Raw genomic sequence first — 14,871 nt, forward strand, 5'->3', positions numbered from 1 at the left:
AAATTACAAACACATTTAAAGGATTAAAAATGAAAAAAAAGGCATTAATTAGTGTAAGTGACAAAAAAGGAGTTGTTGAGTTTGCTACAAATTTAGCAAAACTTGGCTTTGATTTGTTATCTACAGGAGGAACATACAAGCTTTTAAAAGAGACTGGTTTAAAGGTGCTTGAAGTAAGTGAGTATACAAAGAGTGTTGAGTTATTTGAAGGCAGGGTTAAGACCTTGCATCCTAGAATTCATGGTGGAATTTTATACAAAAGAAATAATATAAGTCACACAGGTCAAGCTAAAAAATTTGATATAGAAAGCATAGATTTAGTATGCGTAAATTTATATCCTTTTAAAAAAACTACCATGCTTACAAATGATTTTAACGAGATAGTAGAAAATATAGATATAGGAGGTCCTGCTTTAATACGAAGTGCGGCTAAAAACTATAAAGATGTCTTGGTGGTGTGTGACATTTTAGATTATCAAAGGGTAATTAATGCTATTAATAATGGTTATAATGATGAAGAATTTAGGCGAGGTTTAATGATAAAAGCCTTTGAACATACTGCAAATTATGATTCTTATATTGCAAATTATATGAATGAAAGATTTAAAGAAGGCTTTGGAAATAAGAAATTTATAGTAGGTCAAAAGATATTAGATTGTAAATATGGAGAAAATCCTCATCAAAGTGGTGCTTTATATGAATTTGAAAATTTTATTTCTAGTAATTTTAAGGTATTAAAAGGCGATGCAAGTTTTAATAATATAACAGATATTAACGCAGCCCTAAATTTAGCTACTGCCTTTGGGAGCACACCTTGTGTTGCCATTGTTAAGCATGGTAATGCTTGTGGTTTTGCTATAAAAGAAAATTTGGTACAAAGCTATATACATGCCTTAAAATGCGATAGTATTAGTGCTTATGGTGGTGTAGTGGCTATAAACGGTTGTTTAGACGAGACTTTGGCAAATAAGATTAATGAAAGTTATGTTGAAGTAATAATAGCTGCAAATGTTAGTGATGATGCTTTAAGGGTTTTTGAAAATAAAAAACGTATAAAGATTTTTACCCAAAAAAGTAGGTTTTTATTAAAAGCAGTTGATAAGTATGATTTTAAGCATATAAATGGTGGTTTTGTGTATCAAAATAGCGATGAAATTTTAGAAAATGAATTTCAAAATGCAGTTTTAAAGAGTAAAAGGGTGGCAAGTAAGGATGAGTTAAGGGACCTGGAAATAGCCATGACAATCGCAGCTTTTACTAAGTCAAATAATGTAGTTTATGTAAAAGATAGTGCTTTAGTTGCTATAGGAATGGGAATGACAAGTAGGATTGATGCAGCAAAGGTTGCTATTTCAAAGGCTAAAGAAATGAAAATTGATTTAAAAGGTTGCGTTTTAGCTAGTGAGGCCTTTTTTCCATTTAGAGATAGTATAGATGAAGCCGCTAAGGTTGGCGTTAAGGCAGTGATTGAGCCAGGTGGTAGTATAAGGGATATAGAAGTAATTGACGCAGCGAACGAACATGACATGGCACTTTATTTTACAAAGGTTAGGCATTTTTTGCATTAAAATTAAGGGTTTTAAGCTCTTAATTTTGCAAGAAAATATCTCTACTAAACACCTTTTCTTCTATATCTAAAAGCTCATCGCACTTTCTATTTGCAAGTATCAACTCGCTTTTTTCTTTAAATTCATTTAAATCATTAATGATTTTTATACCCATAAAATCACTATCTTTAAGGAGTGGTTCGTATATTATTAACTTAGTTTTTTCTTTTAAAAGATTCATTATATCAATAATGGCTGATTGTCTAAAATTATCTGAGTTCATCTTCATTACAAGGCGATAAATTCCTACTACTTTTGGCTTTTTTTCTAGTATAAGTTTTACAATATAATGCTTTCTTATATCATTTGCCTGTACAATTGCTTTAATTAAAGAATTTGGAATATCTTCATAATTTTGCAAAAGTTGCTTTGTATCCTTTGGCAGGCAATACCCTCCATAACCAAAGCTAGGATTATTATAATGCATACCGATTCTATCATCTAAACAAATTCCTTTGATAATATCACTTGCGTTTAAATTCTTTGAAAGAGCAAAGGAATCTATCTCATTAAAATACGCCACACGCATTGCTAGATAGGTATTTGCAAAAAGTTTCACAGCTTCTGCCTCGTCACTTTTCATAAATAAAATTTGTATTTCTTTTTTATAAGCAGTATTTTTAAGTAAATTAGCAAAAATTTCGCCACTTTTTTTGCTTTTTTCATCACTATAACCTATTACAATCCTACTTGGATATAAATTATCATAAAGGGCTTTTCCTTCTCTTAAAAATTCAGGCGAAAAGCATAAAGTTAAGTCCTTAAATTTATCTTTTAAATTCTTTGTATAGCCTATGGGTATGGTACTTTTTATAATAATACTTGCATTTTTATTAAGTTTAATAATATCGTTTATAACGCTTTCTATAGAACTTGTATCAAAAAATTTACTCTGTGTATTATAATCAGTTGGCGTTGCAATAATGATAAAATCGCTATTTTTATAGGCTTCTTCTTTATCTAGGGTAGCTTTGAAATTTAAGGCTTTAAGGCTTAAAAATTCTTTTATCTCTTTATCATCAATCGGGCTTTTTTTAGCATTTAAAAGACTTACTTTTTTCTCATCTATATCAAGGGCTATCACTTCATTTTGTTGGGCTAAAAGTAAGGCATTTGAAAGCCCTACATAACCAGTTCCTACAATTGTTATTTTCATATTTTTCTTTCAAATTTAATAAAGAAAAAATTATAACAAATTATTTTTAATTTTAAATATTTGGATAAAGTGCCTTTTTGAAATTTTTAGCAATCATATTTGCTCTTTGCAAGATAACATTGCTCATTTCATCATTGTAAATTGATTTTAAACTTTCTTCAAATAAACTTAACCAATTATCAAAAAGTTCTATCTTAAAAGGTGGCAAATCCATATGTTTTTTTAAGGGCTGACCATTATAATCACCTTCCCCAAGCAACATTCCAGTCCAGAAATTTCCTATTTTTTTCTTATGTTTTTTCCACTCTTCATTACTAACCCCAACTGCCTTATTAAAAATAGGTCCTAAATTTTCATCTATTCTTATTTTTTCGTAAAAAATTTCCATTAATTTAGCTATGCTTTCTTGATTTATGGTTTCGTATTTTGACATTTTTTATCCTTTAAAATTTACTAAGCGTTAATATATCAAAATTAAGATTTTAAAATATTAACAAGGGTTAAGGAATGCAAGAATATTTAGAATTTTTAAAAAATATAGGGCTTGTTAAAAAATATCCAAAAAAGGCTATTTTATTCTATGAAGGTGAAATAGCTTTGAATTTACTTATATTAATAAAGGGCAAGGTACGTGTTTATAAGTGTTTAAATGATAAAGAATTAAGTTTGCATTTTTTTACGCCTGCAAGTTTTATAGCTGAAATGGCTACCTTAAAAGAAATTCCTTATCCTGCAAATGCTGAATGCCTTGAAGAGAGTGAAATTTTAGAAGTAAATATAAATGATTTTAAAAGACTTTGTAAGGAAAATGAAAAATTTAATATGCTTTTACTTAGTTCTTTATTTGAAAAAATCCAAATTTTAGGCAAAAATTTAATGCAAAATTCTATGCCCTTGAGAGTAAAATTACTAAATTATCTTTTAGAAAATGAAAGAAATTTAGCTAAAATATCTCAAAAACAAATTGCAAGTTATTTAAATATAAGGGTTGAATCATTATCAAGGGTAATTAAAGAATTTAAAATTCAAGGTTTAATCAACACAAAGCAGGGTAAAATTTTCTTGCTTGATAAAGAAGAGATTATTAAGGAGTGCATTTGGTATGGATTATAATTTTTTACTAACTTCAATAATGCCCTTTTTACATGCAGCCTTTTTAACTATAAAACTTAGTTTTTTTGGTATAGTTTTTTCTTTTATAATTGGCTTTTTTTGTATATTAATGACTTATTTTAAATTTAATTTTTTAGAAAAGATTTGTAAAATTTATATTGAATTTTCAAGGAATACCCCACTTTTAATACAGCTTTTCTTTTTGTATTATGCCTTGCCTAAATTTGATATACACTTAGAAAAACTGCCATTAATTGATTTAATATGCCTTAGCGTTGATGATAGTTTAAGACCTTCTTTTGCTTGTGCTGTTGTGGGGCTTAGCTTTTTGGGTGGTTCTTATATGGCTGAAAGTTTAAGGGCAGGTTTTGAAGCAGTGAGAAAACAGCAATTTGAAGCAGGTCTTTCACTTGGCTTTACACATTGGCAAAATTTGCGTTTTATAATTTTTCCCCAAGCCTTAAGTGTCGCAATGCCTAGTATTAGTGCAAATATTATTTTTTTAATTAAAGAAACCTCGGTAGTTAGCATTATAGCTTTGCCTGATTTAGTTACTTTGATGAAAAATTTAAATTCCTTGACCTATAAGACGGATGAGCTTTTATTTATGCTTTTTATGTCTTATTTAATTATAATCTTGCCACTTTCTTTAATCTTATCTTGGTATGAAAAAAGGCTAATAAATGGTTGATTTACTTAGTTTAAACACCTTTTATAGACTTTGGCAAGGACTTTTTATAACCCTTGAAATTTCAGTTATAAGCTTGATTTTTACCTCTGTTTTTGGCTTAATTTTAGGCATTATAATGTGTCTTAAAAATCCATATACTTATGCTTTGTGTCGTTTTGGCTTAGAATTTGTTAGGGTAATGCCCTTGCTTGTATGGCTTTTTATAGTGTATTTTGGCTTTTCAAGGTGGTTAAATATCAATATAAACTCAGTAAATTCTACTATTATCGTATTTAGTATTTGGGGCAGTTTAGAAATGATGGATTTAGTTCGTTCTTCATTAAAAAGCATACCAAAACACCAATACGAAAGTGCGGCCTCATTAGGATTAAACACAAGACAAACTTATTTTTTTATTATTATTCCACAAGCCTTTGCAAGATTAACCCCTGCAAGTATAAATTTATTAACTAGAATGATAAAAAGTACTACCTTTGCTTATTTAATAGGAGCAGTTGAACTTGTAAAAGTAGGGCAGCAAATTATAGAACTTCACAATAAAAACGACTTAGCACCCTTTATAATCTATGGTTTGATATTTTTCATATATTTTTTAGTGTGCTATCCCTTATCTTTATATTCAAAAAAATTAGAAAAAAAATGGAGTTAGAATGATTTTAAAGATAGAAAATTTACAAAAATTCTATGGAACTCATCAGGTTTTAAAAGATATAAATTTAGAAGTTAAGCAAAGCGAGGTTGTAGTGATTTTAGGACCAAGTGGCTGTGGTAAATCTACGCTTTTAAGGTGCATAAATGGGCTTGAAGAGATTAAGGATGGAAGTATTTATATAGAAAATGAAAAAATAACAAAAGATTTTAAAGAATGGACTAAAATTCGCCAAAAGGTAGGAATGGTTTTTCAATCTTATGAATTGTTTGAACATTTAAGTGTTAAAGAAAATATATGTTTAGGTCCTTTAAAGGTACAAAAAAGAAAGAAAGATGAAATTTTACAAGAGGCTAAAATGTGGCTTGAAAAGGTTGGCTTAGCTCATAAAATAGATGCTTACCCAAGGCAGTTAAGTGGAGGGCAAAAACAAAGGATTGCCATAGTTAGAAGCCTTTGTATGAATCCAAAATTAATGCTTTTTGATGAAGTTACTGCTGCACTTGACCCTGAAATTGTTAGAGAGGTTTTAGAGGTGATTTTAAATTTAGCTAAAGAAGGTATGACCATGCTTATAGTAACGCATGAAATGGGCTTTGCTAAAGCAGTTGCTGATAAGATTGTTTTCATGGATGAAGGACAAATCGTAGAAACTAATACCCCAAAGGCATTTTTTGAAAATCCTCACTCAAAAAGAGCGAAGAAATTCTTAAATTTATTTGATTATCATACTTAAGTTATTTTAACAAGCCTTCAAAGTCCATTTTTATATCTTTAAATTCTATCTCTAAGTCACAAATTGCCTTATAATCATCATTTTTCATAAAATTAACTCTTATATCATCCTTACAAATTCTTTCTTTATAAAGTTCTACTTGCTTATTTGCATTTTCTAAGGGCTTTTTAGTGGCTAAAATTTGCCTTGTTATATCATCTGCTATATTTTTAACATAGTCTATATAAGCATCATCAAGCTTAATATCTTTTATCTTAGTTCCATTTTGATAAAAATTGCTAAAGCTTTTGCCATTTTTTAAGCTAATTATATTATATCCATCACTTCTTCCTGCCATATTTACAGGCACAAAAATGTATTTTTCTTCTATTAAATTATTTTGTGAATAATCACTTAGCAAATAGGCAAAATTTGGATACTGCTTAGAATAAACTATGCTAGAAAATAAGGTTGATTCTTCCATTCTATAAACTAGCATATTATCAAAATCTACAATCTTAGTTTCTACGATAATATCATCATCGCTAAGGCGAAAAATTTTACTCATATTTTCATTTGCAATCAAATAAAAAAGCTCATTTAATGGGTCGTACGCATAATGTTCGCTTACATTTTCATTTTCATAACTTTCTATAAATTCTCTAATTAAAATTCCACTTTGCTTATCTTTTATAAAAAGTCTCCCAAGCCCATTAGCAAAGCCATTTTTACAGCTACCATCCCAATAAGCATCAATATAACTTATATAATCCTTGCTTACTTCTTTATAGATAATCTTACAATCTTGCTTATGATTTTTAGGTTGCATTAAATGTTTTATATTTTCATCTTTTTTGTATTGTTCTTTTATGTGTTTGTAAACTTGTAACCTTTCTCTTTCAAATTGTAAAATTTCATTATTAAGATTTAGCTTTGCTTGAGTTATTTTGTTTGAACAAGCTACAAAAAATAATGCAAATACTAAGTAGCTTATTTTTTTCATTTATATCCCCTTGTATTTTACTTCCCTTGAACTTAGAATTTATTCTATTTTTTCTTAGCATTTTATAAAGTGTGTAAATTTGTCAAATTTTTTACATAAAAGTGTTTAAAAAAGTAAAGTTAAGTTAAATAAATTTTTCATGCTTATAAAATTTTGTCCTTGCTTTTGCAAAACTCACTTAAAAAGCATTCCTTGCAAAGTGGATTTTTAGCCTTGCAAATATATCTACCAAAAAGGACCATTGCTTGGTGTAAATAATTTAAATTATCCACAAAAATAGCACTTAAATCCTTTTCGGTTAATTCAGGGGTCTTTGCCTTGCTTAAATTTAAGCGATGTGCTACGCGAAAAACATGGGTATCAACGGCCATAAAATTTGCCCCGCACCATTCTATTAAAACAACATGGGCTGTTTTTTGCCCTACACCTGCTAAGGATTTTAAATCATCTTCATTAAGTGGAATTTCTCCCTTAAAATTTTGCTTAACAGCCTTAGCCATTTTTATTAAATTTTCTGCCTTATTGTTAAAAAAAGAACAACTTTGTATAAGGCTTTTTAAGTGCGTTATTTTGGCATTACAAAGGGTATTTATATCAGGGTAAGTTTTAAAAAGTGCAGGGGTGATTAAATTTACTCTTTTATCCGTACATTGTGCAGAAAGCATAACGCAAACTAAAAGCTCATATAAATTATTAAATTTAAGTTCAGTAGTAGGATTTTGATACTTTTGTAAAAAAAGTTCTTTAATTTTTAAATTTCTTTTCATTTTTTTATTTTAATTAATTAGCTTTAACCAAGTTTAGCTATAATTAAATAAATTTTTTCAAAAGGATAAAAAAATGATTAAAAAACTTTCTTTAGTTGTAGCAACCTTACTTATGGGCACTTCTTTAAATGCAGCTACAGTTGCCACAGTTAATGGTAAAAATATTAGCGATACAGAAGTTGCTAAAGAATTTGAATCGATTCTTAGAGGTCGTTCTTTTAGTTCTTTATCTCAAAACGAACAAAGAACTTTAGTGGTTCAATATGTATTAAGAGAATTGATTATTGAAGATGCTAAAAAGCAAAATTTAGAAAAGGATTCATTTTATATTCAAACACTTGAAAAGGCAAAAGAACAAGTATTAGTAAGTACTTATGAGAAAAAAATGTTTGATAAGATTAAAATCGACAATGCAAAAATAAAATCTTTTTATGATAGCAATAAAGATAAATTCGTGGAACCAGCAAGGGTTCAAGCAAGACATATTTTAGTTGAAAATGAAAAAGATGCAAAGGACATTATAAATGAGCTTAAAAATTTCAAGGGTGATGAGTTAAAAACTAAATTTAGCGAGGTTGCTAGGACTAAGTCAAAGGACCCAGGTTCAGCTACAAATGGTGGCGAACTTGGATGGTTTGACCAAAATACTATGGTTAAAAATTTCACAGATGTAGCCTTTTCTTTAAAAAATGGCGAGATGAGCAAGACCCCTGTAAAGACAAATTTTGGTTATCATATTATCCTTAAAGAAAACTCACAAGCTAAAAAACAAAGAACTTATGATGAGGTAAAGGATGGCATTGAAAACGCCTTAAAAGCTGAAGAACTTAGAAAGGTAATGAGTCAAAAGGGCGAGGAATTAGGTAAAGCTGCAAAAGTGGATATTAAATAATGGGCGTTTTAGATATAGTAAAAGCCGGTGTTGTTCAAGGAAATGATTTAAATAAAATTTATGAATACGCCAAGGCAGAAAATTTTGCAATACCTGCTGTAAATGTTGTAGGTACAAATTCTATAAATGCTGTTTTAGAAAGTGCTAAAAAGGTAAATTCCCCTGTCATTATACAATTTTCAAATGGTGGGGCAAAATTTTATGCTGGTAAAAATTGTCCGAATGCCGATGTTTTAGGTGCCATTAGCGGGGCAAAGCATGTTCATTTACTAGCTAGTGCTTATGGGATACCTGTGATTTTGCACACTGACCATGCTGCTAGAAAATTACTTCCTTGGATAAATGGATTAATTAAGGCAAATGCTGAATTTAAGGCAAAAGAAGGTATGGCTTTATTTAGTTCTCATATGCTTGATTTAAGTGAGGAAAGTTTAGAAGAAAATTTAAGCACTTGTGAAGAGTACTTAAAGAAATTTGAAGAACTTGAAATTTCTTTGGAATTAGAACTGGGTTGTACTGGTGGAGAAGAAGATGGCGTGGATAATACAGGCATTGATAACGCTAAGCTTTATACGCAACCTCAGGACGTAGCCCTTGCTTATGAGAGATTAAGCAAAATTAGTAAAAATTTTACAATAGCTGCTAGTTTTGGTAATGTACATGGTGTTTATAAGCCTGGCAATGTTAGTTTGCAACCTAGCATTTTAAAGAATTCTCAAAGTTTTATTAAGGATAAATTTAAGTTAAATAGCGATAAGCCTATAAATTTTGTCTTCCATGGTGGTAGTGGTAGCGAGTTAAAAGACATTAAAGACGCTGTTAGTTATGGTGTTATAAAAATGAATATAGACACAGATACTCAGTGGGCTTTTTGGGATGGCATAAGAGGTTATGAGCTTGAAAATAGGGCCTATTTACAAGGACAAATTGGAAATCCAACAGGCGATGATAAGCCTAATAAAAAATACTATGACCCACGCGTTTGGTTAAGAAGTGGCGAAGAAAGTATGATTAAACGTTTAGAAATTGCCTTTGAAAATTTAAATTGCATTAATAGAAATTAAGCTTTTAATAGGGTTTAAAATGGATATAAAATCAGAAGAAATTTCAGAACTCATCTTACCTGAGAGTAGAGAGAAAAAGGGATATTTTGTTTATACTAAGATAGTTTTTTTACCAAGTTTGATTTTTTTATTTGTTTTGCTTGGTTATTTTAATTATATTCCCTTCCCTATACAAATTCATACCTTTGTTATGATAGCAATTATTTATGTAGTATCCTTAATCTTTGCTAGACATAACGCAGAATACGCTTATAATATTTTCGAACAACAAAAAGATGAGTTTAAACAAGCCCTAAAAAGCCATATTATGAAGCATTTTTTAACCGTGGGCAAGGATACAAAATCAAATGCAAATTTTGATGACTTTGCCTATGAGTATATAAAGGTTGCAAGGAATGAGAAATTCGCAGCAATTGCTCCTAGTGTTTTTCCTATGCTTGGAATTTTAGGCACCTTTATAAGCATTGCTATTTCTTTACCAAATTTTACCTCAAGTGATACAATAGCCTTAGAACAAGAAATAGCACAGCTTTTAAGTGGGGTTGCAACTGCTTTTTATATCTCTATTTATGGAATTTTTTTAGCCCTTTGGTGGTTATTTTTTGAAAAATTTGGTACAAGTAAATTAATCACGCTTTTAAATAGACAAAAAAAATCAACAAGTGGCTTTTTTTGGACTAAAGAAGAATTAGACCAAAGGTATTTAAGCGAAAGCTTACAACATTTTGAAAAAATAGGATTAATTTTTAATCAAGTTAGCAACGAAAATTTCTTCGCTGATTTAGATAAAACCATAGAGAGAAAATTTGATTTATTTAAAGATATGCTTGATAAGGAAGAAAAGACCATTATATTAGGTGCTGAACACATTAAACAAACCATGGCTGAACTTGGTAAATCTCAAAGAGAACAAAGGGATTTAAATAAACTTTATGCTGATATGCTAAATGCTACCAGTGTTTTAAGCCACAATTTAAGAGAGATAAGTACAAGAATGAGCGAGCATTACAATCGCTTATTAGATATAAGCAATGAAAAAACTCAACACCTTGACAAAACGCTTTTAAATTTTGATCAAAGGGTTGAGAGATTTCAAAGAGGTTTTGAGCTTTATGAAAGACATATGCTTGAAAATCAAGAAAAAATCTTTAATGGCTTTAAGGATACCTTAATCGAGGGTATGCATCGTTTTAAAGAAGTTTATGAAGAAGAAAAAAATATAGATTCAAATATTCAAATGATGGATAATCTAAAACAAGAGATTAAGCTTATAGATAGCGAAGCAAGTGCCATGATTTCAAGGCTTGAAGAAGAAAAAGATGAAAAAGTTTTAGAACAAAAAATGAAAGAGGCTAAGGAAGTTAAAAATTCTACTCCTGATAATAAAAATAGCGGTGAATAAATGAAAAAAAAAGAAGAAAGTGCTTTTTGGATAGCCTATGCTGATTTGATGGCAGGACTGCTTTTTGTATTTATTTTAATTATCGGGGCTGTGATTGTAAAATATGTCTTAGCTCAAAGTGATTTAAAAGAGATAAAGCAAAGCCTGGATGCCCAAGAAGAACACATTAGATTAAGTAGCGAAGAATTAAAAGTAAAAGAAAATCTCATAGAACAACTTGGAAAAGATTTAAGCAAAAGCAAAGAAGTAGTGGAATTTAACAAATTTGAAAAATTAGTAAAAGATTCAAATGTCTCATTTAATAGCGAAAAAAACGCGAGTTTAGATAGCAAAGACAGGCAAGTTTTGATACTTCTTGGACAGCTTGAAAGAAGAGATGAGATTATACAAGCTTGGCAAGATAAATTTGGCATTGCAAAGCAAAAGGTACAAAATTTAGGCTTACTTCGTACAAATCTTAGTAAAAATCTTAAATTAAAGCTTGATGATTTAGATAATAATATAAGTATAAATGATAAAACAGGGTCTATTGTGCTATCTGCTACGAATTTATTTGGAAAAGATTCTTATGTTTTAAAAGATGAAGTTAAGGTAAGGCTTAGAAATTTTTTAACTAAATATTTTGAAGTGATTTTAAACGATGAAAAACTTTATTTAAATATAGAAAATATACTTATAGAAGGTCATACAAGTAGCGATGGGTCCTATGTTTATAATCTTGATTTATCTCAAAAAAGGGCATATGAGCTTATGAATTTTATTTATACTTTTAATAAAGACAATAAATTACATAAATTTTTAATCGCAAGTGGCCGTTCTTCTTCTGTGCCTATCCTTAAAAACGGCGTTGAAGATAAGGATGCAAGCCAAAGAATGGAGATAAAATTTATCATTAAAACAAATTATGCCTTAAAAGACTTAGAGAATTTTTTTGAATTTAACTAGAATTGACAAAATTAAATTTAAAGGTTTTGAATTTTATGTTAAAAGAGATGATGAATTAGGTTTAATTAATGGCAATAAGGCTAGAAAATTAGCCTTTTTTATGTCTAAAAATTATCCAAAAGGACAAGGCTTTTTAAGCTATGGTGGAACGCAAAGTAACGCTTTACTAGCCTTGGCAATCTTTACTAAACAAAGAGACTATAAATTAAATTTTGTTCATGCTAAAATCTCAAATTTTTTAAAAAATAATCCTTGTGGAAACTACCTTTATGCCTTAAATTATGGCACAAATTTTATAGAAAATACTTCAAAATTATCCTTAAAAGAATTTGCCTATTCTTTAAAAAAAGATAATGAATTTTTTTTAAATGAAGGTATTGCTCAAAATGAGGCAGAATTTGGATATAAGGAACTTGCAAAAGAGATTGAATTACAAGCTAGAAATTTAAACATAGAATTTGATATATTTTTGCCATCAGGAACTGGCACCTCTGCAGCTTTTTTGGCAAAACATTCTAAATTTAAGGTTTTTACCACTTTTTGCGTGGGTGATGAAATTTATTTAAAGGACCAAATTTTAACGCTTATTAAGGATTATGATTTTTCAAATTTGCATATTTTAAGCTTAGATAAAAAATATCATTTTGCTAAGCCTTATGCTGAATTTATTAAAATATATAAAGAAATTTTAAAACAAACTCAAATAGAATTTGATTTATTATATGATAGTCTTGGTTTGCTTTGTATTTTAAAACACAAAAATATTTTTAAAAATCCACTTTTATACATACACCAAGGAGGGCTTATAGGCAATATATCAATGCTTAAACGTTATGAATTTAAAAAATTTATGTAAAAATCGCCAAATATATTATTTTTCATTTAATTTTTATTGACCTTTAACGCTAAATTTACTAAAATAAATGATTATTAAAATTTAAAGGCTTACCATGGATGAAATTATCGTAGCTGATGATACTTTAATAACCTCAAAAACAAACTTAAAAGGCGATATAATTTATGCAAATTCAGACTTTTTAAAATACGCAGGTTACACAACAAAAGAAATTTTATACAAACCTCACAATATAGTACGCCATAAAGATATGCCAAAGGCTGTTTTTAAATGTTTATGGGATTATATTAAACAAGGCAATGAAATTTTTGCCTTTGTGAAAAATAAGGCTAAAAGTGGGCAGTTTTACTGGGTATTTGCAAATATCACGGCTTCTTTTAATGAAAGTAAAGAAATTATAAATTATTATTCTGTTCGCCGTGCCCCAAATAGAAAGGCCTTGCCTATCATAGAAAAGCTTTATTCTTCTATGCTTGAAGCTGAAAGCAAGGGTGGCATAAAAGCAGGTGTTGATACCTTGTTAGAGGTGGTAAATTCGCATAAAATGACCTATAATCAATTAATCTTACACTTACAAAAAAACGCAAGGTAAAAAATGAAAAATCTTATTATTTTAGGCTTAGTGCTTAGTTTTTGTGGTATTGTATCTAGTTTTTTTAATGCTTATATTTGTTTAGTATTTTTTATACTTTTGCTTTCTTTGTTTATATATACTTTGTTTTATTATTCGAATTCGCAAAGCATGATAGATAAAATTTTAACCCTTTCAAAGCAATTACAGCAAGGAAATTTCGACAGCAGGGTTGTTTATACTAGTAGCAAGGATAAAAAGTTAGCTACTATTGCAAATTGTTTAAATGATATGATAGACGAACTTGAGGCGTATTTAAGAGAGATTAATACCTCTATTATGTGCTCTCAAAGACATGAATTTTATAGAAAGGCATTGCCACAAGGTTTAAAGGGAATTTTTGCCCATAATATTGATTTTATAAACGAGGCCCTTGATAATATAGAACTTACTTCAAAATCAAGTGTAAAAAATGCCCTTTCAAAGTCCTTAATGGATTTAAGCCTAAGTAATCAAAATAAAGATATGGTTGAAATTTCAGACACCCTAAATAAAGATATTGTTTATATGCAAGATGTGCATAAGGTGGTAAATTCAATAACCGAGGTATCTAATGAAAATGGCAAGGATGTTGATGAATTACAAAGTTCTATAACTTCACTTTTAGATATGGTAGATTCAAGTAAGCAAAGCGTGGAAACTTTTGGGGTAAATTCTCAAAATATAGTTTCAATCGTTGATGTTATCAAAGATATAGCCTCTCAAACAAATTTACTTGCCCTTAATGCAGCAATTGAGGCGGCTAGAGCAGGAGAACATGGCAGAGGTTTTGCAGTGGTGGCTGATGAAGTAAGACAGCTTTCAGAAAGAACGCAAAAATCAACAAATGAAATAGCCATAGGCATTCAAACCATGCAACAAGATTTTACAAGTATACAAGAAAATAGCCAACAAATTTTTGATATAGTAAAAAATGCAGAAGAAAAGATAAATAATTTTTCTCACGCCTTTTCTAGGCTTGAAAATCATAGTTCATCGCTTTTTGGTGGCTTTAATGCCTTTGCAAAAAGGCTTGTTTTATCTGTTTTAAAGCTTGATCATATTTTATATAAATCAAATGTGTATTTAAGTTTAAATGGAACGCAGGACTTTGATTGTTTAAGTATCGACCCTATTTCTAAACTTTGCAACGAAAAAAAGGCAAAAGAAGTTATCTTTGAATATGTTAGCGAAGAAGAATTTAACACTAGTAAAAATATCATACAAAGCAAGGCAAAAGAAGCAATTAGTACTTCTAAGTTAACGATTGACCAAAATGCTTGCGATCTGATACTTAAAGACATAAAGATACTTGAAGAACAAAGTAACGAACTTTTAAGAAAATTAAAAGAATGATTAAGCTTAATTATTAAGTCAAATTTAGTTAAAAATATATTATAA

At 29.3% G+C, this 14,871-nt stretch carries 16 protein-coding genes; 12 read left to right on the forward strand and 4 right to left on the reverse strand.

What is annotated here, in order from left to right; all coding sequences use genetic code 11:
- Window positions 1–29 precede the first annotated feature (29 nt).
- Complete coding sequence (gene purH, locus FMM56_RS08420) at window positions 30–1,568, forward strand: bifunctional phosphoribosylaminoimidazolecarboxamide formyltransferase/IMP cyclohydrolase (RefSeq protein WP_150139959.1); 1,539 nt, start codon at window positions 30–32, stop codon at window positions 1,566–1,568.
- 19 nt (window positions 1,569–1,587) lie between these two features.
- On the opposite strand, the gene FMM56_RS08425 is transcribed toward purH, so the two are convergent.
- Window positions 1,588–2,763: a nucleotide sugar dehydrogenase gene (locus FMM56_RS08425; RefSeq protein ID WP_150208365.1), complete on the reverse strand. Its 1,176-nt coding sequence runs from the start codon at window positions 2,761–2,763 to the stop codon at window positions 1,588–1,590.
- Between the two features lie 52 nt (window positions 2,764–2,815).
- Window positions 2,816–3,196, reverse strand: coding sequence for a group III truncated hemoglobin (locus FMM56_RS08430; protein ID WP_150139961.1), 381 nt, complete (start codon window positions 3,194–3,196; stop codon window positions 2,816–2,818).
- 74 nt (window positions 3,197–3,270) lie between these two features.
- On the opposite strand from FMM56_RS08430, the gene FMM56_RS08435 reads away from it, so the two are divergent.
- The 4 genes from FMM56_RS08435 to FMM56_RS08450 are packed head-to-tail and all read left to right on the forward strand — an operon-like array spanning window position 3,271 to window position 5,952.
- On the forward strand, window positions 3,271–3,876 hold the full coding sequence (locus FMM56_RS08435) for a Crp/Fnr family transcriptional regulator (protein WP_150208368.1): 606 nt from the start codon (window positions 3,271–3,273) through the stop codon (window positions 3,874–3,876).
- Window positions 3,866–4,567 (forward strand): amino acid ABC transporter permease, encoded by a 702-nt coding sequence (locus FMM56_RS08440; protein WP_150139963.1) that lies wholly within the window; start codon window positions 3,866–3,868, stop codon window positions 4,565–4,567. The genes FMM56_RS08435 and FMM56_RS08440 overlap by 11 nt, the downstream gene beginning before the upstream one ends.
- The gene (locus FMM56_RS08445) at window positions 4,560–5,216 is read left to right on the forward strand and encodes an amino acid ABC transporter permease (RefSeq protein WP_150208371.1); all 657 of its coding nucleotides are present in this window, start codon (window positions 4,560–4,562) and stop codon (window positions 5,214–5,216) included. The genes FMM56_RS08440 and FMM56_RS08445 overlap by 8 nt, the downstream gene beginning before the upstream one ends.
- 1 nt (window position 5,217) lies before the next feature.
- The gene (locus FMM56_RS08450) at window positions 5,218–5,952 is read left to right on the forward strand and encodes an amino acid ABC transporter ATP-binding protein (RefSeq protein ID WP_150208374.1); all 735 of its coding nucleotides are present in this window, start codon (window positions 5,218–5,220) and stop codon (window positions 5,950–5,952) included.
- Between the two features lies 1 nt (window position 5,953).
- On the opposite strand, the gene FMM56_RS08455 is transcribed toward FMM56_RS08450, so the two are convergent.
- Window positions 5,954–6,934, reverse strand: coding sequence for a hypothetical protein (locus FMM56_RS08455; protein ID WP_150208377.1), 981 nt, complete (start codon window positions 6,932–6,934; stop codon window positions 5,954–5,956).
- Window positions 6,935–7,077: 143 nt separating this feature from the next.
- A complete protein-coding gene (nth, locus tag FMM56_RS08460) occupies window positions 7,078–7,701 on the reverse strand; it encodes an endonuclease III (RefSeq protein WP_150139967.1) in 624 nt (207 codons plus the stop codon).
- Window positions 7,702–7,777: 76 nt separating this feature from the next.
- On the opposite strand from nth, the gene FMM56_RS08465 reads away from it, so the two are divergent.
- From FMM56_RS08465 to FMM56_RS08495, 7 genes are all read left to right on the forward strand, one after another.
- Complete coding sequence (locus tag FMM56_RS08465; protein WP_150208394.1) at window positions 7,778–8,593, forward strand: peptidylprolyl isomerase; 816 nt, start codon at window positions 7,778–7,780, stop codon at window positions 8,591–8,593.
- Window positions 8,593–9,657 carry a class II fructose-bisphosphate aldolase gene (gene fbaA / locus FMM56_RS08470; RefSeq protein WP_150208379.1) on the forward strand — a complete coding sequence of 355 codons (1,065 nt, stop codon included), beginning with the start codon at window positions 8,593–8,595 and terminating at the stop codon, window positions 9,655–9,657. The genes FMM56_RS08465 and fbaA overlap by 1 nt, the downstream gene beginning before the upstream one ends.
- Window positions 9,658–9,676: 19 nt before the next feature.
- Window positions 9,677–11,059 (forward strand): MotA/TolQ/ExbB proton channel family protein, encoded by a 1,383-nt coding sequence (locus tag FMM56_RS08475; protein WP_150208382.1) that lies wholly within the window; start codon window positions 9,677–9,679, stop codon window positions 11,057–11,059.
- Window positions 11,060–12,004, forward strand: a complete 945-nt coding sequence (locus tag FMM56_RS08480) for an OmpA family protein (protein WP_150139970.1) — start codon at window positions 11,060–11,062, stop codon at window positions 12,002–12,004.
- The gene (locus tag FMM56_RS08485) at window positions 11,991–12,860 is read left to right on the forward strand and encodes a 1-aminocyclopropane-1-carboxylate deaminase/D-cysteine desulfhydrase (protein ID WP_150139971.1); all 870 of its coding nucleotides are present in this window, start codon (window positions 11,991–11,993) and stop codon (window positions 12,858–12,860) included. Before FMM56_RS08480 ends, FMM56_RS08485 begins: the two co-directional genes overlap by 14 nt.
- 94 nt (window positions 12,861–12,954) lie before the next feature.
- The gene (locus tag FMM56_RS08490) at window positions 12,955–13,452 is read left to right on the forward strand and encodes a PAS domain-containing protein (RefSeq protein ID WP_150139972.1); all 498 of its coding nucleotides are present in this window, start codon (window positions 12,955–12,957) and stop codon (window positions 13,450–13,452) included.
- Between the two features lie 3 nt (window positions 13,453–13,455).
- Window positions 13,456–14,826: a methyl-accepting chemotaxis protein gene (locus FMM56_RS08495; protein ID WP_150139973.1), complete on the forward strand. Its 1,371-nt coding sequence runs from the start codon at window positions 13,456–13,458 to the stop codon at window positions 14,824–14,826.
- The last annotated feature ends 45 nt before the right edge of the window (window positions 14,827–14,871 follow it).

Source organism: Campylobacter sp. LR264d (genome assembly GCF_008633895.1).
GTDB lineage: Bacteria > Campylobacterota > Campylobacteria > Campylobacterales > Campylobacteraceae > Campylobacter_D.